Raw genomic sequence first — 24,067 nt, 5'->3', positions numbered from 1 at the left:
AAACAGTGTCATCCACGCGCCTGACCTTAGAACAGGGCAGAGTAAAGGCTGCTCGAACCACTGGACGAACTGCTGACATCAAACAGGGCGGCAATGCCTTCGCTGCTATTGCTGCCACCGAACAGATCCATCGTGCTAGCGGCTTCATCGGAAGTCTGTGGATTAACCTGCAACATCGCCAGATACTGCTCAGCGTATTTTTTAATGCCTTCGGCCGTTTTGAACTGCGAGAAATCAATTTTCCCGGTCAGCATCTGCACCTGCTGGCTATAATCGAGCGCGCCGATCTGATCCGGGTTGTAGCCCAGAACGGTCTCAACCACCTTGGTCAGGGTTGCATCTGACATAAGCTGGGTGAGCGAGGTTACACCGCTGATCTTGCGGGTGAAATACAGCGCATTACCCACGCCATCTTTCTGGTTGGCCTTGCTCTGCTCATACTTCGTCTGCTCAAAATCATCGACCAGCGTGCTCATGTTTACGCCGCTATAGCTGGTCGTAGCACTGGGATTGGTGAGCGTGGACTGCGTCGTTTTCTGGCTTGTCGCCAGAGTGGGGGAGTCCAGATTGATTGAATAGGTTGTCCCGCCCATGACAGCCGACAGGCTGGGGATTTTGTTCGTGGACAGACCATTGACCTGATAAACGTTACCCAGCGCATCAAAAGAAACCGAGTAAACGGAGGCACTGGTAACAGAAGACGAATCATAGGGGTTGACCACAGACACGCTCCAGGTTGCGTCACTTGTCTGCGTCCATTTCACAGACAGGTAGTTACGCATGGAAGCGGGAATGTTGTCGCTGTCATCAAGTGCCTGATCCGGGTCGAGCGGGGATGACAGGTAGGACTGGTTTGTTCCCCGGGTCGTACCCAGCACAACAGAACTCATGGTCAGGGACGTGCCAGAACCGCTCATGCTCTCTGCCTGAGAGATGCTAGCCGTCTGCGTGTCTGTAGTCGCCATGACAGTACCATCCTTGGTGCTGCCCACCGTACCCAGAACCAGCTTTATGTTCTGAACCGTGCCATCGCTTCCCGTCAGGGTAATGGGAAAAAACGCGGTCGGGTTCGCGTCAGTGCTGGACGACGTAACAACACTTTCGCCTGAGATCGCATTGGAGACAGAGGCAATGGAACCATCAGTATTGAAGGTGACATTGTAGCTGTTGTTGCCAACCGAAGCTTTTCCGTTCGCATCATAGGCGCTCACATTCCATGAGAGCGGATCGGTGCTGCTACGAGTCCATTGCAGGGCGATCTTTACGGCCTTGTCCGATGAATCATAAGCGGTCACTGCCGCTGTCGTGTAGCTGTTCTGGCTGCTGCTGGCTGAGGGCAGAGTTGCGTTCAGGGTCAACTCTGTTGTTTTCGTCGGAGCCGCTACAACATTGACCTTGCTGTCGCCTGTCGTGAACGGCGAGACTGTGGCGACGCCATCATGCTCGCTCCACACGGCGAAGGCCTTTGCAAAAGCCTGCCAGCTCGTATTCTTGGATTTGACAGCCAGCGAAGAAGAGGATGAGGGATCCTGCGTCAGCAGATCCTTAATGACGGCGGTCTGGCCCGAAAGCGAGCTGAGGCCATAAGCCCCCAGCACAACCTGCAGCACTGAATAGTTCTTCAGCAGCCCATCGACCGTAGTAATCGAACCTGCATCCTTATTGAAGGTTGCAACCTCGTTGGCGGTAACAGAATCGGTTTTAGCGTAGTTCTGCGCGGCCGTTGCCTCATCTTTCTGGGCGACGATATAGCTCGTAATGGGGGAGACAGTGCTGATGGCCATCCATCCAATCCTTTATCCCTGACCGCGACCGCTGGCTTGACGCCCGATTGCTACCTGATCCTTATGGCGACTAGCACAAGCCGGTTAACAAGAGGTTAACCAACCCTAATCCAGCCCCTGCACAACTGCGGAAAATCACATGAAAACAAAGCGCTTTCGGCTACGCTTTTTCTATCCCGGCACCACCATGAGCCGCCGCGCCAGCAGCGCGGCATCGCACCGCACGGCACCCCCACGCACCGAGGGCGCATACCCGGCATAAGTCAAGGCCAGACCGCAGGCGGCGGCGGTAATGATACTCCCGATCCGCCCCGCCTGATCAAGTCTGGTGGCAATCATCCGCTCCGCACCAAGCTGACGGTAAGCGGCGGCGGTATCCGCCGCCTCCTCTGCATCCATACCCGCAGGCAAGACGGCAATGGGGGCAGCACCCGCCTGCCTGATAACCTCACGCACGGCCACAAGCCCTCCGGGGGCATATAGGCTGGCTTTTGGCAGGTCGAGCAGCACCGGCTGCGCCGCACCTTTGCGCGCCATAATGGCACGAACAGCCTCGACCGTAGCGGCGCGAAACACCGGCACCCCATACGGTTTGAGCCACGCTGTCAGACGGGCCGCCCCTTCAGGCTCGGCTTCGCAGGCGATCACCAGTGGCGTTGTTTCCACATGGCGCTCGTGCTGGACATAACGCACCGCCATTCTGGCCAGCGCCAGTGTCTGCCCGCCCCCCGATGGACCACAGAAGGCCAGAGGCGTGCTTTTTTCCAGAGCAAGAGACGTAAAGTTCAGCAGCCGCGCAAGCGCTACGGATAAATCTCCCTCCGCCAGCACCGCCACCAAAGGAGCGGGGAGCGAATGCCATGCCAGCACGTCATGCAATGACAGGCCATCAGGCAGCGTTTCCAGACTGAAAGGCTTGCGGGAAGTCACCCACGCCGGCACAGCCTGCTCCGCCTCGCCCGCCTGCACCGCCTCCCGCCTGCGGGAGACCCGCCGCCCTGAACCGGCCCGGCGGGTGCGCCTGCGGCCCTGCACAAGCTCGGCCTCCTGTAGAACCTTATCCATCATACGCTACAGGACAGGTCATACGATTGTGGCAATCGTCTTGATCTTGGCGCGGGGGTAGATTTCCGTCTGCGCCAGAACCGATACGGCAGGGCGCACCCGCTCCACGATCGAACGCATGGATTCACGCAGCGGCGCGGACACCACAACCACCGGCACCTCGCCATTTGTAGCCAGAGAATTGAAAACCTCACGCATACTGCCGACAAACCGGTTGAGAACCGTAGGCGGCATGGCCAGACGGCGCTCATCCCCCTGCCCTGCCAGATGCGTGAGAAACTCACTCTCCCAATCGGGTGAAAGTGTAATCATGGGGATATAACCACCCGGCCCCATCAGCGCATTACAGATCTGCCGCGCCAGACGAACCCGCACATGACTGGAGATGGCAGGCACACTACGCATACCAAGACCACTGGCCTCCTGAATGCTTTCCAGAATGGTGGGCAGATCGCGAATGGAAACACGCTCGGCCAGCAGAGCCTGCAACACCCGCTGGATGGTGCTGAGTGTCACCTGCGAGGGCACCAGATCATTAACCAGCTTCTGCTGCTCACGCGGCAGTTCATCCAGCAGGGACTGCGTGGCCACATAGGTCAGCAGATCCGGCAGGTTCTGGCGCACCAGTTCGCTCAGATGCGTAACCATGACACTGGCCGGATCCACCACTGTGCATTTCAGGGCTATGGCCGTGTTCTTCATGGCGCTATCGATCCACACGGCAGGCAGACCAAAAGCTGGCTCGGTGGTCTTGTCACCCGGTAGCGGCGGCGCTGTGCCAGCAGGGCTCATGGCCATAAGGCGACCGGGCTTGACCTCACCCGTGCCAATCTCGATTTCCTTGAGCTTGATGACATAACGCTCAGGCGGCAGCAGAATATTGTCCTGAATGCGGATAGGCGGCGTGACAAAGCCCATTTCCGTTGCGATTGTCCGGCGCAGCGCCTTGATCTGCTCGGTCAGCTGCGAGTTCTCACCCGTGGTCAGGGGCAGCAGGCCAAAACCAAGCTCAAGCCGCAGCAGGTCAAGCTTGAGCACATCCGAAATCGGGGCCGTAGCAGGCTGGGCAGCGGCAACCTCCGTGACATCGCCATCCGCATCCTTGGTGGGGTCGTTACGGCGCATCCATGCCCCGGCACCCGCCACGGCGGAAATTGCCAGAAACGGCAGGGCAGGCAGGCCCGGCAGAAGGGCAAAACAGGCAGACAGCACCGCCGCCATCGCCAAAGGCTTGGGGTTACCCGCAAGCTGGCGCACCAGCGTTACGTCAGCCGAGCCATCCGTGCCGCCTTTGGTAACGACAATACCCGCGGCGGTAGACACCAGCAGAGCCGGAATCTGCGAAACCAGACCATCACCCACAGTCAGGGTGGTAAATGTGCTGGCAGCCTCGCTCAGCGGCATTTCATACCGCAGAACACCGATCGCCAACCCCCCGACGATATTGATGGCGGTAATGATAATACCCGCGATGGCATCGCCCCGCACAAACTTGGCGGCACCGTCCATGGCGCCGTAAAAAGCGCTTTCTTCTTCCAGTTCCTTACGCTTGGTGCGGGCTGCGCGGTCATTGATGGCGCCGGAGGAAAGATCGGCATCAATCGCCATCTGCTTACCGGGCATGGAGTCCAGAAAGAAGCGTGCCGCGACTTCGGCAATACGTCCTGACCCCTTGGTGATGACCATGAAGTTCACCACCAGCAGGATACAGAACACGATACCGCCAATAACGACATCGCCCCCCATAAGAAAGCCGCCAAACGCCGCCACCACATGCCCGGCCGCGTAAACACCCTCGCTACCATGGCTGAGAATAAGGCGGGTTGTCGCGATTTCGAGCGAAAGGCGCAGCAGCGTTGTCAGCAGCAGCAAGGTGGGAAAGGAAGTAAAGTCCAGTGGCCGCTCAAGGAACAGCGCCACCATAAGGATAAGCACCGAGGCGGTAATAGAAACGGAAAGCCCCATATCCAGCACGAAAGTGGGCAGCGGAATGATCAGGATCGACAACAGCAGCAAAACGCCAAGCGCCAGCCCCACGTCGGTTCCGGGGATCAGGGTTTTGCCGACACGTTTCCACGGCAGATCACGCCAGCCGCCATTGCGCATCAACCCGGCGGAACGCCCGAATTCGCGCGAGGCGTCAACCAGCTTCTGGCGGGCCGCAGCACTCTGGGCCACCAGCTTGTTGCCAGCCGATTTCCGGGGCGGGGTGCCTTCGGCTGTATCCAAGTCTTACGTTTCCCTTAAAATTGCGTCGTGGCGTCATCGCGGGTTCCACGCCATCCTGCCGGGGCTGAGGGAACCTCCGTGCATGGCACGGACAGTCTTTTTCTATCAGAAAGAGCCGTCATCACCAATGCAGAAGTACGTTCGGGCATACACACCCCGCCTCCCGACACCACCATGACAGACCCCCGCTCTTGCGGTTATGGTATCAGCGCAGCACGAACCTTGCCGGTTCGAACAGAGACAGGACACATCAAGCATGACGGCACAACCGGGCGCAGAGACCGCTTCCGTTACCGAAAAAGAGATAGCAGACCTGCAGGCTCACCCAACACCCCAGACCCTGTATAATACGGGTGTTAAACTTTTTCTGGAACAGCGGGGCACGGAAGCCTTTCAGCTCATTCTCGATCTTGTCGGCAAGCATCTTGATGATACCAACATGATCGCGGCGGCCTCCAGCCTGCTGTGGGAATATACGGCCCGGCATGATGTTGTCGTGATTCTCATGCGCCATGTTGTCCAGCGCGAACCCTATAACCTGCCCGCCAAGCTGTCGCTCGCCAATGCGCTGATCACAACGGGCGAAGAAAGCGAAGGCTATGGCCTGTTCGCGCAGTTGATCGAACAAAATCCGACCCGCCGGGCCGATCTGTGCGAGAATCTCTCCAAGGTGCTGCTGGATACCGGCCGTCTTGATGAGGCCATCCGCATTCTTGAGTTCTGGGGCCAGACGGGGGAAGAAACCTTTGCCCTCGTAAACAACATGGCCTGCGCCCTGCAGAATGTCGGCCGCTCGCGTGAGGCGCTGCCATGGTTCAAAAAAGCTGTGGAACTGGCAGAGGACAAGAAACGCCCTGCGTTTGGTTACGCAGTCTCCCAGATCAAGGCCGGGGATTTCAAGGAAGGCTGGTACAATTACGTCCAGCGTGATCCGATTGTGGATGACGAATCCTGGTGGTTCGTACGCCTGCCCCGCCTGCGCCATGGCGATAACGTAGCCGGAAAGCGGGTTATTGTTTATCAAGAACAGGGCTTTGGGGACACGCTGCAGTTCATCCGCTCCGCCGCATGGCTGCTGGATGCAGGCGCTGATGTCACCATTGCCGTGCCACGCCCGCTTGTGCGCTTGCTGACACAGTCCTTCCCCCGCGCAACGGTCAAAGAAATCCGCCCCTTCGGTGAAAAACCCGAAGACGGTTACGACTACTCAGCCCCCATACCGGATTTGCCTTATATTGTAGGCGTTGTGTCCGATGAAACCATTCCGGCCAACATTCCCTATCTACGGGCCGACCCGGCGGATATCGAAAAATTTGCAGCCATGCTGCCTCCCGGTCGCCCTCGCATCGGGCTGGTCTGGGCGGGTGCTCAGCGTATCAAGGCTGAATTTGTGCTGACCGACCGGCGGCGCTCAAGCAACCTGCAGGATATGGCCGCGGCCCTGACACCGATTGACGCAACCCTTATCAATCTCCAGTTCGGCCCACCGCACCGTCAGATTCTGGACTGGAAGGGCCAGCCTATCGCCGACCCCATGCGCAATGTCAGCGATATGGCGGACACCGCCGCCATTATGGAAAATCTGGATCTGATCATTTCGGTAGATACTTCGCCCCTGCACCTTGCAGGCGGGCTGGGTCGGCCGACATGGCTTGTCAGCCGTAGAGATGCCTGCTGGCGCTGGCGCGATGAAGGAGACACCACGCCGTGGTATCCCGGCATGCGGATTTTCCGCGCCAAAGAACTGTCTTTTGTTCCCACATGGAAAGAAGTCGGCGCCGCACTGCACGAATGGGTAGCAAACTGGAAAGCGCCGTCCTGAACACACCCACACCCCCGCTCAAAGCGGGGGCTTTATCATTCAGTCCGCAGACACCATTCTGCGCGGCGCGGCCAATGCAACGGGTGATGCCCGATAAGAGGCCAGAGAACGCCCCCGCAGCCCTGCCGTAGCAGGGCGGCGCGCCACCGGTTCTGAAAAGCTTCTCATGCCCATAAAGGGATGGAAAACCTGTGCGGGCGCTGGCCGGTCGTCAGAGGCGACCTGCTGGTCATCCGTAGGCTTGAGAATGGTCGGCTCACGACTTGCCGCAGGCAGAACCGGCGAGTTAAACAGGGGAGAGCCTTTGGCCAGCAACCCGCTGCCCTTATGCTCAGCATTGGCTGGCTCGTGCCCGTCCTGCGGCACAGCCCACGCTTCAAGCACCTTCCACTGATAGGGCGTACCCACACCGGGTGTCTGGGAATGATAGGCAGCCGCGGCACGGGGCCAGCTCCCGGTCTTGTCATACATCTGCCGCAGGAACGTTGCGCCATACTGCGCGTTCCTGACAGGATCAAATGCCTGATCAACGGAAGGGAAAGCATCGGGGTGCTGTTGTAAGTTGATCTGCATACAGCCCACGTCCAGCGACTTGATGCCCTGATCGCGGAAGGTCTGCACTGCCGCCACGGCCTCCTGCCTGCTCGGGTAATAATGGCCCACACCGGCAGCGGTAATCGTCCACGGCCAAGGCGCTACCACGCCATCCGGCTCGGCACGCCCGCTCTCCACCTTGCTCATGGCAAACAGGAAGCCTTCAGGTATGTGCTGCGCACGCTCGGCCTGTGCCGCAGCCGTAATGCAGGACATGGCTTCGGGCGATCGCGCCTCGGCCTTGTGCGCGACAACCAACAACGCCCCCAGTATCGCCAGACTGGAACGCAAAGAAGAAGTGAAGACGGACATGCAAGCCTGCATACAGCATTCCAACCGCCAGAGCCAGAAAGACGGCATGCCATAATAATTTCATCGTACAGAGAGCAACATCCGGCCAAAAGCGATCCTGTGCGTGAATAACTAGGCATTGAATGTCTGTGCCATGCCGAGTATCGTGAGCAAGCCGTGGCCCTGATGAAAACGGCTGTGGTCAGCAATGCTAAAAGGTGAGCAGTTCTATGAGGAATCGCCTCAAGGCGAACATTGGCCCCAACAAGCGCGCCTGCTCTCCCACTCAGGGTTCTACTGCACGCCGCTGGCTTTATGTCAGATCAAAACAGACCTTGTCCGCACTTGTAGCGGCCCTCTTTCTGACGGCGATCCTCCCCCCCGCACCAGCCAGCGCCGCCATTGTCCGTATCAAGGATATTGTCGATTACGAAGGCGTGCGGGACAACCAGCTCGTCGGCTATGGGCTGGTGGTTGGCCTGAACGGCTCAGGCGACCGTCTGACCAACACCATCTTCACCCGTGAAACGCTGATCGGCATGCTCAACCGTCTGGGCGTGAACATCCGCGACCGGCAGATCCAGCTTCAGACCCATGACGTGGCCGCCGTGATGGTAACCGCGACCCTCCCCCCCTTCTCACATGGGGGTGGCCATATTGATGTCACCGTTTCCGCCGCGGGCGATGCGCGTGATCTGACCGGCGGCACCCTGTTGGTAACGCCGCTGCAGGCCGCCGATGGTGAAGTCTACGCCGTGGCACAGGGTTCGCTGGTAACCAACGCGTTCTCCGCAGGCGGCGCTGGCGCCACCGTATCGCAGAACATCCCCACCAGCGGCCATATCGCCAATGGTGCCGTGGTGGAACGCGAGGTGCCGGTCTCGCTCGGCGCGGGCGGGCTCATCCATCTTTCCCTTCGTAACCCCAACTTCACGACGGCCACCCGCATTGTGGAAGCCATCAACCGCTCCATCGCCCGTAACATGGCCCGTGTTGAAGACCCCCGCACCATTGCAATCAACCTGTCTGGCCGTGACCCGGCCCAGACGCTGTTCCGCATTGGCGATCTGACCATCGAGCCCGACACCATGGCCAAAGTGATCGTGGATGAAGCCAGCGGCACCATTGTCATGGGCGATAACGTGCGTATCAGCACCGTGGCCATCGCACAGGGCAATCTGACCATCCAGATTACGGAAACACCTCAGGCCTCGCAGCCGGGGCCATTCTCCAATGGCACCACCGCCATTCTGCCGCGCACACAGATCAGCGCCAGCACCGGCAGCTCCCAGCGGCTGGGTATCCTGCGTGAAGGCCCGACACTGGCCAGCCTGGTTTCCGGCATGAACGCTCTGGGCATGGGGCCACGCGACATGATCAGTATTCTGCAGGCCATCAAGGCCGACGGAGCCCTGCAGGCCGACCTTGAGGTGAGATAAAACATGAGTTCAGCCATTCTCTCGGCGCTGGCCAACAACCAGCAGGCCCTTACCTCGCAGTCCAACCTTACGCCCGCCCAGCTTGAACAGGCACGCAAGGCAGCGGTGGATTTCGAAGGGGTGACGATCGGCGAAATGCTCAAACCCATGTTTGATACAGTCGATATGTCCGATTCCATGTTTGGCGGCGGTGCGGGCGAAAAGCAGTTCCGTGACCTACAGGTACAGGAAATGGGCAAGCAGATTGCCGATAGCGGGGGGCTGGGCATTGCCAACAACGTGTATCGCCAGTTGCTGGCCATGCAGGAAAAGGCCCAGTCATGAGCGCCGCCCTAAACAGGCAGGATAACCAGATCCTGCGAAGCTTCCAGAAAGTATGCCGGGTTCTGGAAAAGGAAAACGATTTTCTGTCCGAACTGAAGTTCCAGAAAATCGCTGATCTGCTGCCGTCAAAACAGAAAGAAATCACAGCGCTTGAAAGTGCGCTTGTCGAGCGGGCAAAAATACTGGCCGAAACCGGCCAACAAGATGCCCCCCTGCCCACGGATGTGGAAAAGGCCGCACAGGCATTCAAAGACCTAATCGCCACCAATCAGGAAAAGCTGCAAAACGCTGTTGAAACACAGAACTCCGTTATCCAGCTTATTCTTGAAGCCGCGCAGGAAAGCACTACCGGCTATGCCGCGTCTGGCCATTACGTGCAGGACCAACGGGCGCAGGGCGCCATGACCCTGCGCAGCGACGTATAAGGCTTTTCCGCTTCTTTTTTACCTTTGTGCATTTTCAGGATCATCCATGGACAAGTTTTTCATCAGTCTCGATAGCGCACCGGAACGCAGCGAGACTTTCCTCCGCCTTAATGCCCATGTGCCTGATATCGTGCCCTTCAAGGGGCTGGATGCCGCAACCGTCGATGTCGCTGCCATGCAGCAGGCCGGTCTGGTAGAACAAACCTGCACCTTCTCCCCGGCGGCTCTGGCAAACGCACTCAACCATGTCTCGCTCTGGGGCACGGTCATGCGCTCGGGCACCGGCGCTTATGTTTTCGATGACCGCGCTGTGCTGTGCCGCAATTTTGCCGATGCCAGCAAGGAAATTATCGAAAAACTGCCCTCAAACTGGGATCTTATCTGCTGGGACTGGGCTGGCGACAATGTTATGCAGTACGAACTGCTGCCCGGCGTTACGCATGCCACCACCATGTATTTTCAGGATTCGGTGCAAAAGCACGTCACGGATTTCAATAAGGTAGGCGTTGCCTCTCTGCCCTTCCGCCTTGTGCAGATGTTCGGTTTTGGCAACTACGCCATTTCTCCTTCAGGCGCTGCCAAGCTGATCAAAAGCTGCCTGCCCCTGAATACTGAAGAAGTGCTGCATTACTGCCTCGGCGGGCAGATGCTTGAAGCAACCGACCTCAGCATTCTGCTCAATCGCCATTACATGGACATCGGGGCGTTTGTCAGCGTGCCGCCACTTAGCCTGTCTGACATGTCTGCACCGGTCTGAAACCCGGAGGAGCTTCACATGCGCTTCACCCACTCCCGCGCTGACAGGCCTGAGCAGCAGCGTTACCGGACAGCGGGCATAGCCATTGCGGCCTGCCTGACACTGGCCGGATGTGCAGGCTCCCCCGCCACCCCTTACCTTAAAGAAGGGGTCAGACTGTCTCAGGCTGGTTTTATCGCGCATATGGCCGATACAACCGCACGCTATGCCATGATGAATACCCTCCCCCCCGGAGAGCTGACATACCGCACATCTTCCGTTGGCCCGATCTACCTCTATGCGGACCCGATCGGATGCGGCTGTGTTTATATGGGGTCTGATATCGCTTACCGTACTCTGCTTTCCAATGCGGAAGCTGAAGCGCGGCAGCAGAAAAAGAACTACAAACCCGACTATACCATGCCCAGTATGCAGCAGATGGCAGCAGAAACCCGCCGGGATACCGAGGAATGGGATTGGGGTGCCTGGTCGTCCAGTGCTGATCCCGGGCCTAGTCAGCCCAAACATGTCATTGGCGCTTACTGGTAAGCCAGTCGGCCCCAAAACTGGGGTTAGGCATTAGAAAATAAGGAGCGTAAGCGCTCCTTATTCGCCCTGACGTCCTAGAAAAGTCTGTTCCAGCATTTGCATATAAGGGCGCTTACGCAGCCGGGCATTGCCTGATGAGGCCTTACCTCCGGTGGCAAGCGTGGTGGCGCCCCCGGCATCGCTACTGGCATTGCGCGCAACAGGCGGGCTAGATTTTTTACCATCGCGTCCGGCTGCATCGGCTTTTTTGACAGGAGCCGCCTCGCTCTTATCTTTTGGCGCTACGGTAGGTGCCTCAGCCGTTTTCGTAGCATTGGCCTCAGCCTGTTGAGCCGGCTGCACTTCAGAGGCCGCTTCCACCTCGGATGCAACTCCTGCGGACTGCTCAGCATCCTGTGCCGCAATCTTTTCTTCGCGCAGCTGTTCAAGGCGCAGATCAGCGGCTTTTTCAATGAGATTTTCAAGCCGTTTTTCCTGCACTGGCAACTGAGTCACCAGTGCTTCCAGCCTGTCTGCTGCCGCGTCAGCTTTGCTGACCACGCCATCAAGCTCAACACCGGCCAGCTTGGCCTGTTCAACCATACGGCTGAGAGGACGCCCGCTGACTTCCCCTGCAATACGCAGCTTTTCAACGCCCTGATCAGCACTTTTGACGCTGCTTTCCAGCTTCTCAACCAGACCAAGAAGGCTTTCACGGTCGCGCTTAAGGTTGGACAGCACCCGGCCAAGATAGAAACTGTAGACTATTCCCAAAAACAGGAAAATCGACAGCACGACCTCAATGATCATCTGGATCTGTGTCAGCATCTGTCTCGTGTCCTTCAGTCTGACCGGGTTGGCGAATTACGCATCGGATACAGCCATATCCGTGCGGCGTATAGCACTTAAGCCGTCTTGGCGACTTCCCCCGCCGGAGCGGGAGCCGCTGCTGAGGCCGGTGCATCGGGGGCACCGGGGTGCGGGTGGTGCGGGTCTGGCGGCAGCAACCGGCGCTCTATCTTGACGGCGGAACTCCCGTGCAACTGCCCCAACCGCCCCTGAAAAAGCTGTGTTTGCCCACATTGGAGCCTGACATGAATAGGCGTGCCAGCCCGATGCGGGAAAGTAATCTGCATACCCGGCTTGATACCCAGAACCTCGGCAAGCGGCACGGTTCTTTCTTCCAGCACGGCAGAAACCTGCACATCCGTTTCCATGATTTCGGATATGAGATGGTTTTCCCATATGGAATCACGCCCGAACCGCTCACCCATAAACTGCTGCGAAAGCTGGTCACGCACCGGTTCAAGCGTTGCATACGGAATGATCAGATCCAGATTGCCGCTGCGGTCTTCCATATCAATATGCAGCTTGGTCATCACCACGGCATTGGACGCACGGGCAATGGCTGCAAATCGGGAACTGACCTCAAGCCGCTCAAACGCCAGATCAATCGCACAGACCGGGCTGAAAGCGGATGACAGATCATCCAGTGTCAACGTAATCAGTTTTTCAATCAGCGCACGCTCGATGGCTGTATGGGGGCGATTTTCCGGCCCGGCATGCCCTGTGCCACGCGGGCCACCCATAAGGATGTCGATAATGGAATAGGACAGGGATGAATCAACCACCACCAGTCCGTAATTTTCCCACTGTACAGCCTTGAATACCGCAAAGAGCGAAGAAGATGGTACAGTGTTCATGTAATCGCCAAAACACATGGAGCGCATGCTCTCCATCGTGATTTCAACGTTATCATTGGTAAAGTTACGCAGCGTAGAAGACAGAAGCCGAACCAGCCGGTCGAAAACAATTTCGAGCATCGGCAGGCGTTCATAGGCAACAAACCCCGCCTTGATGATACGCTCTATCCCGGTTTCTTCCCGCACAGGGTGGGCCGAAAACGTATTACCCAGCAGACTGTCAATTTCTGACTGATCGAGCACATGCCCGCTCATGGCGCCGGGATCGTGCTCACTATCATCATGCTCGGTAGTATCGTCGTGGGCGCTTTCGTCGTGCCCGTCCTCTGCGTGGGCTGAAGCCTCCGCATGGTCGGGTGCATCGGCATGCGCGGCCTGTGTATCCGCCCCGACATGAGCCTCATCCGAGGTTGCCTCATGCGGCTCGCCACCGGCCGTTGTGTCTTCTACATCCTGCATGTCGTTTTTCGCCACGGTTTTAATAAATTAGCCAAATGCGCCTGAAAGCCCCACCCCGTAAAAGACCGTGCGGCCTACTGGACAAGGAATTCGACAAAATACAGGTTCCTGACTTCCAGCGGAGCCAGCTCAACCCTTAACCGACGCATGATGGATTCATGCAGCCGGTAAATACCATTGCCCCGGATATCCTGCGGGCGGGTTTCGTGCAGGTAGGTCTGAAAAATATCCTGAATCTGCGGCACGACATTCTGAAGACTAGCTTCGTTCGAAGCGCCGACAACCTCTACCTTTGCGGTGAGTTTGACATAAACCGGCCGACCATCACCACTATCAAGATTGGAGACCAGTGTCGGAATACCCAGAATAACCGGCGGATGCAGGGCATCCTGAGCCATTTTACTATTGCTGGCCACTGTACTGCCGACAGATTTAAAGAACCGATCTTTCGCCCAGAAGCCACCACCGACCAGCAGAAGAAGCAGAACCACAACGGCACCAATAATGATCAGCTTCTTTTTCTTGGCCGCACCCGCATGTGCATCCGCGGCATTAGCGGCTGCTGCGCCGTCGGTTACAGTTTCACTCATTTCTGGGCGGCTCCGGTATCATGAGAACACGTAATGTCGTGCGGTCACTGTAGCGAGAGTTCCATGCTGGCTCAATGGCTTCGACCTGCCATGAACCGTTAAATCATGAATGATGCCTTAACTCGCCTTCAACCAGCGACCGGAGCCAGAAATATAAAACGGCCTTACACTTCGGGAAGAAGCATAAAGCCGCATTATTCTGCACCAACCACAGAGCAGAAAGCCGAAGCCCCCTGCCCTTTCACGGGTGAGTTTACTGGATCATTGCAATGGTGGCCTGCAGCATCGTGTTTGCTGAAGTCACCACCTTGGTGTTGGCCGTATACGCTTCCTGCGCCACGATCATGGAGGACAGGTCCTTCGTCAGATCGGTGGTGGAGGATTCAACATACCCGACCGAAAGCGTTCCGGTGCCGTTCTGCCCGGAAACACCAACCTGCGCGTTGCCTGAAGACGTTGTGGCCACATAAGCCTGACCGTCAACAGCTTCCAGCCCGTTAACATTGGCGAAGTTGGCCAGTGCAATCTTGCCGATAAGCTGCGTGCCGGTGCTGAACTGCGCCATGACGGAACCATCGCTGGTGATTTCCGCACCTTCGTAAGTGCCGGTCGAAATGCTGTCGCTGGTGATCGCGGTGGTGTCGGTATAGGGCGATGTGGTGCCGAGCTTGGCCGAAGTGTTCGTCAGGTTCAGCGTGCTGGTAGACCCCCCTTCACTGAACGTAAGGGTAGCACTAGTACCCCCACCAACGGTGTCGATCGTTCCATCAGGTTTGAATGTTACTTTTACCTCGTTTGAAGGAGTCGTCGCACTTGAATATGGGTCCACCAGCTTGACGGTCCATGTCTGCTCGTCATTCACCGTGGAAGCCGTTGTCTTGTCCTTGGTCCACAGGGCCGACACATAGCCGGTCGATCCATCCGCATTAGTGACCTTAGATGGTGCTGTCATATAAGAATCCGCCGTACCCGACAGCGCACCAATATTAACATCCGCAGTTTCCATGCTGAGCGTATTGGTCGTAGCGCTGACTGGGGTAACAGTAAGCGTTGTACCCTGCGTGGTGCTGGCCGTACCGCTGCTTGAAGTCGCAACCACCGTACCGCTAGTCGAACCAATATTGCCCAGATCAAGCTTAATGGTCTGAGCCACGCCGTTATACGTTGCGGTGATAGGAACTTCAGCCGCGGTGCCGGTCGTGTTGGCTATAACGTTACCGGCCTCATCCGTAACCGAAGTCATGGCGCCGGTACTGCTGTCAAACGTCACGATATAAGGCGACGGCGATGCGTTGCTAATCGCGCCACCGCCATCAGCGTCATAAGCCTGCACGGTCCACTTTGAGGTATCCGACGTGCTCTGCGTCCACACCAGACCGATCTGATGCGCCGTTCCGGTGGAGTCGTACACGGTGGTCGGAGCCGTGGTGTAGCTCTGCTTCGTACCGCTTGCCGTGCCCACCGTGGATGTGGAGGTCAGCGTCGTGGTTTCCGTCGGCTTGAACGTCACGTTGGCGACATTGAGCTGCGTCAGCGTTGTACCCAGCGTGCCGGTGGACTGATCCACCATGTAGCCTTCAAGGTAATACCCGCTGGTATTGACCAGATAACCGGACTTGTTCTCGTACACTTCGCCATTGCGCGTGTAGTAGGTCTGGCCGCTGGATGTGCCCTTGGAAACGACAAACAGCCCGTTGCCGGAAATCGAGGTCGCAAGGCCATCGGTGCTGGTCGAGGAGGTGCCCTGATTATCCACGTGCTGGATGGTCAGAGCCGCGACAGAATCAGAAATATCAGCCGATGCGCTGTTACCGCCCGCACCCGCCACAAAGTCCTGAAAGGCTGTTGTGGTGGCCTTGTAGCCTACAGTCTGGCTATTGGCGATGTTGTTACTGAGATTGGTAAATGCGGTCGACTGCGCGTTGATACCGCTTACAGCCGTTGAAAGGGCATTGAAAACCGACATGAGCTGTCCCTGCCTTGCGCGCGCTGCCGTCCGTCCCGTCCGCTTTTCAGCAGAATGGCCGTTTGCCCCGCACTGCTCCCCCAACGGGAAAAAAGCAGCAACCGGACCCCCGACCACACGAGCATGGAATGGCGGCTGAAACATTCCCAGCGCGACACATACTGCCTTGCGTTGGGCTATTGAGTAGCATGCCTGCTATGAAACGCAAGGTTTTCCTAACCATTGCCCCCAGAAAACCGCGCGTTTGGCTTCCTCTGGCTTAATTCCGCCGCACAATGCGCGATCCGGGGGTTTTGAGCTTCATCACGTAGGCAATAATAGCCGCCACAGGCTGGAAATATTCGGGCGGAATCTCGGAATCCACCGGCAGGGTATACAGCCCGCGCGCGAGGGGTGGATTGCGGACAACAGGCACTTTTGCATCTTCCGCCGTCATGCGGATACGGGCCGCCAGATCATCCATACCTTTGGCGACAATCCGGGGGGCTGTATCGGTGCCGTTCTCATATTCCAGCGCCACGGCATAATGGGTCGGATTCGTCACCACCACCGTTGCATTCTTAACCGCCTGCAGCATGCGCTGGCGCGCCCGCCTACGGCGGATCTGCTGCCGCTTACCCTTGATATGCGGGTCGCCCTCGGTCTGGCGGGTTTCTTCCTTGATGTCCTGAAAACTCATACGCAGCCCACTCAGGCGATGATAGCGCGTCCACAGATCATCCAGCAGGGCGATACCGCTCTGCACCACCAGAATTGTCAGCGTTGCATACAAAAACCACGACACCAGCTCGGATGTCAGATGTGTAAAACTCCACCGCTCTGCCTCTGGGGCCACATGCACGGTGCCTCTGGCCACCCCATAAAGAAGCAGGCCAAACACGCAGAATTTGACGAGGCTTTTCAGCACCTCCACCAGATTGGTGACACTGAACACCCGCTTGATCCCCTTCATGGGAGAAAGGCGGGTAATATCCAGCGCAACGGCTTCGGGCCGGAACAGAAAGCCGGTCTGGATAAAGCCGAAGATAATGACGGTCGCCATGATCACCATCACCAGAGGCCCGGCCAGCCGCACGCCTTCCGTCATGGCCTGCATGGTAATGTCGTATATTGCCGCCCCATCCTGCGCGATGCTGTCAAAATGCTCCATCAGTCCACGCATGCGATGCACGAACACCCGTGCCGCAGAGGCGGTTTCCAAGGTAAAAACCATCAGAAAAAGAGCAAGAACAACAAACATCTGCAATTCGCGCGACTGGGCAACATTGCCTTCCTCACGCGCGGTTTCCAGGCGTTTGCCTGTTGGGTCTTGTGACCGCTCGCCCCCGCCGGCTCCTTCTTCCGCCATGCCTGTCCGCCCCTAATGCCGCGTGGGGCCAGCGCCTATGCCGGGCAGGCCCACGAGCAGGTCGCCCATTTTTTCCTGCCAGACACCAGACATGATCTGGAGCAGCACCGCCAGCAGCAGAACCCCACCCAGAATCTGGGCAGGCATGGCAATACCATAAACCTGAATAGTCGGCAGAAGGCGGTTGAGCACACCCAGCATGGCTGGCCACAACGTGCCAATCAGCACAAAAGGAGCCGCAAGCTGCATGGCCAGCGCAAAACTTTGCGCGGTGGTGTGGATAACGCTGCTGGCCATATCATCAATCATGGGCATCTGCCCCGGTGGAAACAGGGTGTAAGACCCCGTAACCGCAGCCAGTGGCAAAACATACAGGCCCGTAGACAGGAAAATAACCGGCACCATCGACGCACCAAGATGGCTGAGCGCGGTGCTGCCCGCCCCCAGCTCCGCATCCGGCTGCAAAACGCTGGCAAGCCCGGTCAGCACCGCAATAATCTGCATGGCAATATTCATCGCCAGGGCAATCAGCTTGGCCAGCCAGCCAATAAACCCGCCACACAAAAGCTCGCCTGCAATAATCGCTACAATCAGGAAGGGTCTGTGTATGGCAGCACCCGTTACAAGAGAGAGCTTGTCCTGCACGACAGGGAGAATGGCAAATGTTGTCACGATTGCCACGCCAGCACGCACCTGCATGGGGGACGTCTGCTCCCCCAGACCGGGCGAGGTCATAACCAGCGCACTAACCCGGCAGAGCACCACCAGAAACATGGCGGCCAGTTCCGCGACAGAACCACCGGGAAAAAACGAGGTTACCGCCATGCCCACACCAGCCCCTCACGCGCTGGCCGCCCCATCAGGAGCCGCCAACCAGAATCATCTGATCAAAGATGGTATGGGCGTAAGTATTGAGCGTGGAATACATGAAAGACCCTGTCAGAAGCAGGGCGCCAATAGCGGCAATGAATTTTGGCACGAAGGAAAGCGTTGCTTCGTTAATCTGCGTCATGGCCTGAAACAGCGAAACAAGAACACCCGCGCACAAGGACGCCAGAAGCGACGGCGCCCCCATTTTTACAGCGACAACCAGTGTCTGCCGCAATATCTCATGGACATCGACCGTGTGGTTCACGGCACCATGCCTTAGATCGACATTTTCATAACATCCTGATACGCCTGCACAATCTTGTCGCGCACGGTCGTAACGGTCTGCAGGGTCAGTTTGGCTTCCGCAACCGAGGTCGCGATATCCGTCAGATTACCCTGCCCCGACACGCCAAGCGCTGTCTGCGCTTCAGATGTTTTCTGGGTCTGGATTGCACCCTGAATGGCACCATTCAGTACAGAACCAAAGCTGGAGACGACATCGGAAGAAGACCCGGCGGCCTCATCCCCCGCGAGACCGTCCGTGGACGCGTTAAGGGTCTGCTGTGTCTGCCCGTAAGCATTGAGCGCATCAACGCTGCGTGTCGCAAGGTCACTTGTTATCATGTCAGGCCCTGTGTCCGATCCACTTTTATCGCCACCAGCAGGGCAAACCCTGCCTGTACGCACAGCCTGTAAACTAGCCATTAAGACACCACAAGACCAGAGTCTTTTCACCGCACGCCGCAGTATCACACTCTTTGCGGCCCCTTTTCTGGTAAGCGCTTCTCTCCTTTGCCCCCGCATAGTCATGGCAAGATCATGCAGGATACGGTACTCTGCCGCCCAGACAGGAACATTCCACCCCGATCAGGGCGCGACAGCCAGCCCGGCAGACCACGGGCCAGCATGGCCATTCGAAAGCAGGAATTTTAAACGCATGAGGCATTCACTCCCGCTCGCAGGCACCATGGTACAGTATAAAGCCATACGCGCCGCATCCCTGCTCGGCGGCCTGATTACTCTGGGGCTGCTGACATCGCCTGCCCATGCCGCAAGCAAGCAGGCGCAGGATACGCCTGCGGGCACCAGCAGCCGTGGCCCCGAAACCGGCGATGACGGACTACGCTGCCCGGCGGGAGCCGTACATATTGCCGAAGTACGTGGCATTCTGCGTCAGGGGGGCGAGACCGGGCAGGATCAGCTTCTGGGTGCGGCCTCTGTCGAAGTCTGCGCCAATGATGCAACCAAGTTTTCCGATATCGTCATTCGCGGCGCGTCCACCGTCGATACGGGCAATACATCAGCGGGTGAAAAAACCGGCGTGGATGGAACAATCCAGATTCGCGGCCGCACGGCACAGATGGACTCCAATATCTACGCCCCCATCAGCGCAGCCGATCTGGCGCAGTGCGCCCAGCAGCAAGACTCCGCGCCGCCGTCTCAGGATGGGGCCGCCACCTGCAAACCCCACCCCTTCGTGGCCAGTTTTTCAGGCACTTGGGTTTTCGGCACCGGAAAATGGACAAATTTTCACGTTGGTACCGACACCGCCGGAAACCCCATAACCCTTATGGTACGGATTACAAACGGCCCGCTTGAGTGAAAAAACGAAGCAATTCCAACAGGTTGCATAAAAATATCGTGTTTTTGATTTTTTTGACCCCGATAGAATGAAAGTCAAAATCTGGTAACTTTCTCTTAGCCATTTCGGGGTTTACTGACCAAGAACTGGCGAGGGCCAGTCCGATTTGGCATGGAGAATACACGTGACTCTTTCAATTAACACCAACGCCTCCGCACTGGTCGCCATCGAAACCCTGGACGCTACCCAGACCTCGCTGAGCAACACCGAAAACGTCGTTTCGACCGGTAAGAAGGTTAACAACGCTTCTGATAACGCCGCTGCTTACTCCATCTCTCAGCAGCTGAGCGGTCAGAACTCCGGCCTGAGCGCCGTGAACTCCGGCCTGACCTTCGCAGCCCAGGTTGTTAACACCACGACGACCGCCGTCAGCAGCATCCTGACCGACCTGAAGTCCATTCAGGGCCTGGTCAACACGCTGACCAACAACCAGACCAGCAGCAGCAGCATCAGCGACACCAGCGACTCCATCACGCAGACGCTGAACGCCATCAACGTTATCGCTCGTAACGCCACCCTGAACGGCGTTAACCTGCTGGTGAACGCAGCCACCGACGGCGTGGGCATCCAGGGCACCAGCCTGACCTACCTGACCAGCCTTGGTGGTGACACGAACGTCATCAGCGGCCTGCACACGGAAATCTCCGGCGCCATGACCTCCGGCGCTCTGGCCTCCTCCTTCAGCTACGCCAAAGGCAGCGGTTCCAGCCTGACGGACGCTCTGGGTCTGACCACCGGTCTGGCTTCCAGCGAAGCCGCCAGCGCCAACATCTTCGTGACCTCGGGCAACAGCCTGAACACCACGACGTTCGCTTCCGGCGCCTCGGGCAGCACGGCTCAGCAGATGGTGGCCCTGATCGAACAGGCCATCACCGCGATGACCACGATCGCTTCCAAGCTGGGTTCCAACTCCTCCATCATCTCCAGCATGTCCAGCTTCGGCACCACGCTGTCCGACAACATCACGCAGGGCGTTGGCGCTCTGACCGATGCGGACATGTCTGCTGCCAGCGCTCAGCTGACCTCGCTGCAGACCAAGCAGTCCCTCGCCATCAAGTCGCTGACGATCGCGAACTCCCAGTCCCAGAGCATCCTGTCGCTCTTCCAGTAAGAACGACACTCGCTTTAGGGCGCGTTACGGAGCACCCCCGGCCATCTGGCCGGGGGTGTTTCTTTTTGGGCCATCGCGTAAATTTTATATGCCATCTGGTCAGTATCGTCGGAGTAGGATATTTTTACTGCGGACTGGTGCTTTTCTTAGCGGCCAGAAAAACAGGCTACAGATGGTAACGCGATGATCCACCCGGCAATGAGAGCCTATCAAGCAGTTAGTGAAACCGCCATCAGCGGTAGAGACGCCGATGCAGCCTGTTTCAGATTATTGCTGATCGAACTGGAAAAAGCCCGCGACAGCACCGACCCCGCCGTACGCAGCGCAGCGCTGGACAAGCACCAGCAAATGTGGGGCCTGATCATGAAGGCCAATATCAGCGAAACAGGGGCCGCAACCCCGCTGGAAGATCGGGAACTGTTCATACGGCTGGCCGATCAAGCTCAGCGCTATGGTATCAAGCTGCTGGTTGATCCTTCTCTCAGCTTTGACCCACTGATCGACATTGCCCAGAATGTACTGGAAGGGCTGGAGACAGCATCCGTTACCGAAAGCGACATGTCTTACGGTATTCTGTAAAAAAAAACAGACTTTAAACGGCGTCTTATGCCTGTCTCGACTCAGCGTTTACAGGCGCAAGACTGCGGCGAAATCAGAACAGATCGACTTCGCCCGCCGGGATCGGCACATGGTCGCCCGGCTCACCTTTCAGAATCCTGACAATTTCGCTTAACTTTACCCCTGCATACAGAGCGGGCAGTGGCATGTCCGCCGACAGATCAAGTGTCGGATTGTCCAGAATATTCCTTAAAATAGAAGCGACAGCTTCTACTGTCTGCGTCGCGACATCAAGCTGTTGCAGGCTTTTTACTTCCTCATCACACAAGGTGAGTGTTTTTGTGCACTCTCCCACTGTGTTCTGTGCATCAAGGAACAAGGTCCCGGCTGTTTCGAGCAGTCCCGTTACTTTTTCCAGCGCGTGATGCACCGAAATCGTTTCAGATGGGAGCGCAGTATTCGTCACAGACGGCATTCTCTTTAAATCCTTTTCAGCCCGGGCACTCAGAACAGTTCAACATCGGATATTGCTTCTTTTGCCCATTTGCGGCCCGCTTCTGTTTCGCGCCGGTTGTAGGCTTCTTCCTGACGCCCGATAGCCTGGGTGTCTTGTACCAGATTTTGCTGAGCACGCCCTGTTGTCGGCCAGAACCGGACACGTCTGGCCAAAATGCCACCAAGACTGTGCGAGATGCAGCTAATGCCTTCATCAGCCAGATACTGTTGTACAAAATGGCAGTTTTCATGCCCGACCCGCCCTAATGACGGCACAACAGCAGCGCCCCCAAAAACCTTGCAGACCAGACTGTTCCGGCTACCACCGGCTTTAAGAATACCGTTAATCAGCATTTCCATGGAATTCACGCCAAAACGCAACGCCATGCCATCCTGACCACCACCGCCGCCGGGCAGAAGGAAATGGTTCATCCCCCCCACACGCGCCTCAGGGTCAAACATGCAGACCGAAATACAGGACCCAAGCAGGGTCACAAGCACGGTTGAAGGGTTATCAGAGATAACCACTTCACCCTGAATAACGGTCGTAGCGCCCTCAATATGCCTCACGTGATAGGCCCGAACACTTTTTCCAGAACTTCACGCAGTTTCGCAACAGTATAGGGCTTGGCCAAAAAGTTGTTGACGCCCGCCTTCACGGCTTCCTGCACGAGATCCTTGCTGGCCTCGCTAGTCAGAATAATAAAGGCGACTTTCTGGGTTTTGGGGTTGGCACGCACCGCTTTAAGCAGCGCCAGACCATCCATAACCGGCATGTTGAAATCGGAAATGACAAGATGTGCCGGGTTCTGATCAAGATACTCGACCGCTTCCTTGCCATCCTTACGCTGGGCAATGTTCGTGAACCCAAGCTGCGCCAGGCTATTGGCCAAGACCTGCCGGATAGAAGACTGGTCATCAACAATAAGAGCCCTGATTTGCGATGCCGCTGGCATTGTCTAACCCTTTTCCCGTTTTTTATGGACAGCCAAGACGCCGTCCCCGCCATCGCAGGCGGTATTCCACCCATATAAGTCTGTTAATGCGCCCGAATGGCCATAGCCGCCGTCGCAATCTGGTTCAGGGGAACGATATGCTCCGCCGCCCCAATTTCAGCCGCAACTCTTGGCATGCCATAAACCACTGAGGACGCCTTGTCCTGAGCAATCGTCTGCGCACCTGCCCGTCGCATGGCAAGCAGTCCTTCCGCGCCATCCTGCCCCATACCGGTCAGGATAATACCCAGAGCTTCACGCCCTGCGGCTTCCGCCACGGAATCGAACAGCATATCTACCGAAGGACAATGGCCGTTAACTGGCGGTGCGCTAAGCAGACGTGTCATATAGTGACCATCCCGCCGTTCAACCACCATGTGCCGTTCCCCACCGGGAGCAATCCTGACATCCCCTGGGCTCAGAACTTCGCCATCCTTGCCTTCAGCAATGGAAAGCGGGGCAAGTTTCAGGTCAAGCCTGTTGGCAAAGCTGGCTGTAAAAAGCGCAGGCATGTGCTGACAGATGACAATAGGCGGGCTTTGGCGGGGAAAGCCCGACAGAACCTGCTCCAGCGCTTCAACCCCACCGGTTGAAGACCCGATTGCCACCAGATCAAACGCGCGCACCCAAGCCCGTTCGGGGCCATGAGGCACCGCCGCCTGAAGACCCTGCGTTGCATCGGCCCGGGCTCCCGGGCAGGAATGAGCAGCCTGAATGACAAGCCGTGCAAGCCCTGCAAAAGCATCCGCCCCCATAACCGAAACCGGTTTGGGAAAGCAGTCAAACGCGCCCATCTGCAACGCGGTAATAGCTGTTTCCGCGCCACGTGCGGTCAGTGCCGAAACCATAACAACAGGAATCGGCCGCAAACGCATGATTTTTTCAAGAAACTGCAACCCGTTCATACCGGGCATTTCAACGTCGAGGGTAATGACGTCAGGCTGGTCCTTGATAATCAGATCACGCGCTTCAATCGGATTCGCGGCCTCGCCACAGATAACAATCTGGGGGTACTTCTCGAACGAGCGGCGGATCAGTGCGCGGATTGTCCGTGAGTCATCGACCACGAGAACCTTTACAGGTTGCTCCATGG

25 protein-coding genes are annotated in these 24,067 nt (G+C 57.4%); 9 read left to right on the top strand and 16 right to left on the bottom strand.

Annotated features, from left to right (window positions below):
- Positions 1-26 precede the first annotated feature (26 nt).
- From J2D75_RS05265 to flhA, 3 genes are all read right to left on the bottom strand, one after another.
- Positions 27-1,784: a DUF1217 domain-containing protein gene (locus J2D75_RS05265; protein ID WP_207853577.1), complete on the bottom strand. Its 1,758-nt coding sequence runs from the start codon at positions 1,782-1,784 to the stop codon at positions 27-29.
- Positions 1,785-1,955: 171 nt separating this feature from the next.
- Positions 1,956-2,852, bottom strand: a complete 897-nt coding sequence (locus J2D75_RS05260; protein ID WP_207853568.1) for a hypothetical protein — start codon at positions 2,850-2,852, stop codon at positions 1,956-1,958.
- Positions 2,853-2,867: 15 nt separating this feature from the next.
- Complete coding sequence (gene flhA, locus J2D75_RS05255) at positions 2,868-4,955, bottom strand: flagellar biosynthesis protein FlhA (protein WP_207853806.1); 2,088 nt, start codon at positions 4,953-4,955, stop codon at positions 2,868-2,870.
- Between the two features lie 379 nt (positions 4,956-5,334).
- On the opposite strand from flhA, the gene J2D75_RS05250 reads away from it, so the two are divergent.
- The gene (locus tag J2D75_RS05250) at positions 5,335-6,900 is read left to right on the top strand and encodes a glycosyltransferase family 9 protein (RefSeq protein WP_207853566.1); all 1,566 of its coding nucleotides are present in this window, start codon (positions 5,335-5,337) and stop codon (positions 6,898-6,900) included.
- 39 nt (positions 6,901-6,939) lie between these two features.
- Here the strand turns inward: J2D75_RS05250 and J2D75_RS05245 are convergent, their stop codons facing one another.
- Positions 6,940-7,806, bottom strand: a complete 867-nt coding sequence (locus J2D75_RS05245) for a transglycosylase SLT domain-containing protein (protein ID WP_243428522.1) — start codon at positions 7,804-7,806, stop codon at positions 6,940-6,942.
- A 209-nt stretch (positions 7,807-8,015) separates the two neighbouring features.
- Here J2D75_RS05245 and J2D75_RS05240 point away from each other — a divergent pair, with 209 nt between their 5' ends.
- Genes J2D75_RS05240 through J2D75_RS05220 form a run of 5 tightly spaced genes read left to right on the top strand, consistent with a single transcriptional unit; the run spans position 8,016 to position 11,258 of the window.
- A complete protein-coding gene (locus tag J2D75_RS05240) occupies positions 8,016-9,224 on the top strand; it encodes a flagellar basal body P-ring protein FlgI (protein ID WP_207853549.1) in 1,209 nt (402 codons plus the stop codon).
- A 3-nt stretch (positions 9,225-9,227) separates the two neighbouring features.
- Positions 9,228-9,548, top strand: coding sequence for a rod-binding protein (locus tag J2D75_RS05235; protein WP_207853547.1), 321 nt, complete (start codon positions 9,228-9,230; stop codon positions 9,546-9,548).
- Positions 9,545-9,973 carry a hypothetical protein gene (locus tag J2D75_RS05230; protein WP_207853545.1) on the top strand — a complete coding sequence of 143 codons (429 nt, stop codon included), beginning with the start codon at positions 9,545-9,547 and terminating at the stop codon, positions 9,971-9,973. Before J2D75_RS05235 ends, J2D75_RS05230 begins: the two co-directional genes overlap by 4 nt.
- 46 nt (positions 9,974-10,019) lie before the next feature.
- Positions 10,020-10,730 carry a glycosyltransferase family 25 protein gene (locus J2D75_RS05225; protein WP_207853543.1) on the top strand — a complete coding sequence of 237 codons (711 nt, stop codon included), beginning with the start codon at positions 10,020-10,022 and terminating at the stop codon, positions 10,728-10,730.
- Positions 10,731-10,748: 18 nt separating this feature from the next.
- Positions 10,749-11,258 carry a hypothetical protein gene (locus J2D75_RS05220; RefSeq protein WP_207853536.1) on the top strand — a complete coding sequence of 170 codons (510 nt, stop codon included), beginning with the start codon at positions 10,749-10,751 and terminating at the stop codon, positions 11,256-11,258.
- Between the two features lie 57 nt (positions 11,259-11,315).
- Here J2D75_RS05220 and J2D75_RS05215 read toward each other — a convergent pair whose 3' ends face one another.
- The 8 genes from J2D75_RS05215 to J2D75_RS05180 form a co-directional block, all read right to left on the bottom strand.
- Positions 11,316-12,065 (bottom strand): DUF6468 domain-containing protein, encoded by a 750-nt coding sequence (locus J2D75_RS05215; protein ID WP_207853534.1) that lies wholly within the window; start codon positions 12,063-12,065, stop codon positions 11,316-11,318.
- Positions 12,066-12,142: 77 nt separating this feature from the next.
- Complete coding sequence (gene fliM / locus J2D75_RS05210; RefSeq protein ID WP_207853532.1) at positions 12,143-13,399, bottom strand: flagellar motor switch protein FliM; 1,257 nt, start codon at positions 13,397-13,399, stop codon at positions 12,143-12,145.
- 74 nt (positions 13,400-13,473) lie between these two features.
- Positions 13,474-13,989 carry a flagellar basal body-associated FliL family protein gene (locus J2D75_RS05205; RefSeq protein ID WP_207853530.1) on the bottom strand — a complete coding sequence of 172 codons (516 nt, stop codon included), beginning with the start codon at positions 13,987-13,989 and terminating at the stop codon, positions 13,474-13,476.
- Positions 13,990-14,242: 253 nt separating this feature from the next.
- Positions 14,243-15,955: a flagellar hook-basal body complex protein gene (locus J2D75_RS05200; protein ID WP_207853529.1), complete on the bottom strand. Its 1,713-nt coding sequence runs from the start codon at positions 15,953-15,955 to the stop codon at positions 14,243-14,245.
- 259 nt (positions 15,956-16,214) lie between these two features.
- Entirely contained in the window at positions 16,215-17,303 is a 1,089-nt protein-coding gene (locus tag J2D75_RS05195; protein WP_207853526.1) for an EscU/YscU/HrcU family type III secretion system export apparatus switch protein, read from the bottom strand.
- Positions 17,304-17,315: 12 nt separating this feature from the next.
- A complete protein-coding gene (locus tag J2D75_RS05190; RefSeq protein ID WP_243428521.1) occupies positions 17,316-18,128 on the bottom strand; it encodes a flagellar biosynthetic protein FliR in 813 nt (270 codons plus the stop codon).
- Between the two features lie 34 nt (positions 18,129-18,162).
- Complete coding sequence (locus tag J2D75_RS05185; protein WP_025860167.1) at positions 18,163-18,438, bottom strand: flagellar biosynthetic protein FliQ; 276 nt, start codon at positions 18,436-18,438, stop codon at positions 18,163-18,165.
- Positions 18,439-18,449: 11 nt separating this feature from the next.
- Positions 18,450-18,797, bottom strand: a complete 348-nt coding sequence (locus tag J2D75_RS05180) for a flagellar hook-basal body complex protein FliE (RefSeq protein ID WP_243428520.1) — start codon at positions 18,795-18,797, stop codon at positions 18,450-18,452.
- 313 nt (positions 18,798-19,110) lie between these two features.
- Between J2D75_RS05180 and J2D75_RS05175 the strand changes: the two genes are divergently transcribed.
- The 3 genes from J2D75_RS05175 (at position 19,111) to J2D75_RS05165 (ending at position 21,505) form a co-directional block, all read left to right on the top strand.
- Positions 19,111-19,776, top strand: coding sequence for a hypothetical protein (locus tag J2D75_RS05175; protein ID WP_207853524.1), 666 nt, complete (start codon positions 19,111-19,113; stop codon positions 19,774-19,776).
- 163 nt (positions 19,777-19,939) lie between these two features.
- Positions 19,940-20,926 (top strand): flagellin N-terminal helical domain-containing protein, encoded by a 987-nt coding sequence (locus J2D75_RS05170; protein ID WP_207853522.1) that lies wholly within the window; start codon positions 19,940-19,942, stop codon positions 20,924-20,926.
- A 198-nt stretch (positions 20,927-21,124) separates the two neighbouring features.
- On the top strand, positions 21,125-21,505 hold the full coding sequence (locus J2D75_RS05165) for a flagellar biosynthesis regulator FlaF (protein ID WP_243428519.1): 381 nt from the start codon (positions 21,125-21,127) through the stop codon (positions 21,503-21,505).
- 73 nt (positions 21,506-21,578) lie between these two features.
- Here J2D75_RS05165 and J2D75_RS05160 read toward each other — a convergent pair whose 3' ends face one another.
- From J2D75_RS05160 to J2D75_RS05145, 4 genes are all read right to left on the bottom strand, one after another.
- Positions 21,579-21,959, bottom strand: coding sequence for a hypothetical protein (locus tag J2D75_RS05160; RefSeq protein ID WP_207853518.1), 381 nt, complete (start codon positions 21,957-21,959; stop codon positions 21,579-21,581).
- Positions 21,960-21,988: 29 nt separating this feature from the next.
- Positions 21,989-22,549, bottom strand: a complete 561-nt coding sequence (locus J2D75_RS05155; protein ID WP_265782902.1) for a chemotaxis protein CheD — start codon at positions 22,547-22,549, stop codon at positions 21,989-21,991.
- Positions 22,546-22,935, bottom strand: coding sequence for a response regulator (locus tag J2D75_RS05150; RefSeq protein WP_025860173.1), 390 nt, complete (start codon positions 22,933-22,935; stop codon positions 22,546-22,548). The genes J2D75_RS05155 and J2D75_RS05150 overlap by 4 nt, the downstream gene beginning before the upstream one ends.
- Positions 22,936-23,018: 83 nt before the next feature.
- Complete coding sequence (locus tag J2D75_RS05145) at positions 23,019-24,065, bottom strand: protein-glutamate methylesterase/protein-glutamine glutaminase (RefSeq protein WP_207853517.1); 1,047 nt, start codon at positions 24,063-24,065, stop codon at positions 23,019-23,021.
- Between the last annotated feature and the right edge of the window lie 2 nt (positions 24,066-24,067).

This window comes from Acetobacter suratthaniensis, from assembly GCF_017377745.1.
GTDB classification, from domain to species: domain Bacteria; phylum Pseudomonadota; class Alphaproteobacteria; order Acetobacterales; family Acetobacteraceae; genus Acetobacter; species Acetobacter suratthaniensis.
Note: the sequence above shows the minus strand (reverse complement) of the source record. Positions and strands in the feature narration are given on the sequence as shown.

What these genes read in the sequence shown, in the direction of transcription:
- J2D75_RS05230 (WP_207853545.1), top strand. Translation starts at nt 9,545, where the DNA reads ATGAGCGCCGCCCTAAACAGGCAGGATAACCAGATCCTGCGAAGCTTC.
- J2D75_RS05180 (WP_243428520.1), bottom strand. Translation starts at nt 18,797, where the DNA reads ATGATAACAAGTGACCTTGCGACACGCAGCGTTGATGCGCTCAATGCT.
- J2D75_RS05205 (WP_207853530.1), bottom strand. Translation starts at nt 13,989, where the DNA reads ATGAGTGAAACTGTAACCGACGGCGCAGCAGCCGCTAATGCCGCGGAT.
- J2D75_RS05245 (WP_243428522.1), bottom strand. Translation starts at nt 7,806, where the DNA reads ATGTCCGTCTTCACTTCTTCTTTGCGTTCCAGTCTGGCGATACTGGGG.
- J2D75_RS05220 (WP_207853536.1), top strand. Translation starts at nt 10,749, where the DNA reads ATGCGCTTCACCCACTCCCGCGCTGACAGGCCTGAGCAGCAGCGTTAC.
- flhA (WP_207853806.1), bottom strand. Translation starts at nt 4,955, where the DNA reads ATGCGCAATGGCGGCTGGCGTGATCTGCCGTGGAAACGTGTCGGCAAA.
- J2D75_RS05200 (WP_207853529.1), bottom strand. Translation starts at nt 15,955, where the DNA reads ATGTCGGTTTTCAATGCCCTTTCAACGGCTGTAAGCGGTATCAACGCG.
- J2D75_RS05160 (WP_207853518.1), bottom strand. Translation starts at nt 21,959, where the DNA reads ATGCCGTCTGTGACGAATACTGCGCTCCCATCTGAAACGATTTCGGTG.
- J2D75_RS05165 (WP_243428519.1), top strand. Translation starts at nt 21,125, where the DNA reads ATGAGAGCCTATCAAGCAGTTAGTGAAACCGCCATCAGCGGTAGAGAC.
- J2D75_RS05265 (WP_207853577.1), bottom strand. Translation starts at nt 1,784, where the DNA reads ATGGCCATCAGCACTGTCTCCCCCATTACGAGCTATATCGTCGCCCAG.
- fliM (WP_207853532.1), bottom strand. Translation starts at nt 13,399, where the DNA reads ATGCAGGATGTAGAAGACACAACGGCCGGTGGCGAGCCGCATGAGGCA.
- J2D75_RS05250 (WP_207853566.1), top strand. Translation starts at nt 5,335, where the DNA reads ATGACGGCACAACCGGGCGCAGAGACCGCTTCCGTTACCGAAAAAGAG.
- J2D75_RS05145 (WP_207853517.1), bottom strand. Translation starts at nt 24,065, where the DNA reads ATGGAGCAACCTGTAAAGGTTCTCGTGGTCGATGACTCACGGACAATC.
- J2D75_RS05240 (WP_207853549.1), top strand. Translation starts at nt 8,016, where the DNA reads ATGAGGAATCGCCTCAAGGCGAACATTGGCCCCAACAAGCGCGCCTGC.
- J2D75_RS05195 (WP_207853526.1), bottom strand. Translation starts at nt 17,303, where the DNA reads ATGGCGGAAGAAGGAGCCGGCGGGGGCGAGCGGTCACAAGACCCAACA.
- J2D75_RS05235 (WP_207853547.1), top strand. Translation starts at nt 9,228, where the DNA reads ATGAGTTCAGCCATTCTCTCGGCGCTGGCCAACAACCAGCAGGCCCTT.
- J2D75_RS05225 (WP_207853543.1), top strand. Translation starts at nt 10,020, where the DNA reads ATGGACAAGTTTTTCATCAGTCTCGATAGCGCACCGGAACGCAGCGAG.
- J2D75_RS05150 (WP_025860173.1), bottom strand. Translation starts at nt 22,935, where the DNA reads ATGCCAGCGGCATCGCAAATCAGGGCTCTTATTGTTGATGACCAGTCT.
- J2D75_RS05215 (WP_207853534.1), bottom strand. Translation starts at nt 12,065, where the DNA reads ATGCTGACACAGATCCAGATGATCATTGAGGTCGTGCTGTCGATTTTC.
- J2D75_RS05175 (WP_207853524.1), top strand. Translation starts at nt 19,111, where the DNA reads ATGAGGCATTCACTCCCGCTCGCAGGCACCATGGTACAGTATAAAGCC.
- J2D75_RS05190 (WP_243428521.1), bottom strand. Translation starts at nt 18,128, where the DNA reads ATGGCGGTAACCTCGTTTTTTCCCGGTGGTTCTGTCGCGGAACTGGCC.
- J2D75_RS05260 (WP_207853568.1), bottom strand. Translation starts at nt 2,852, where the DNA reads ATGATGGATAAGGTTCTACAGGAGGCCGAGCTTGTGCAGGGCCGCAGG.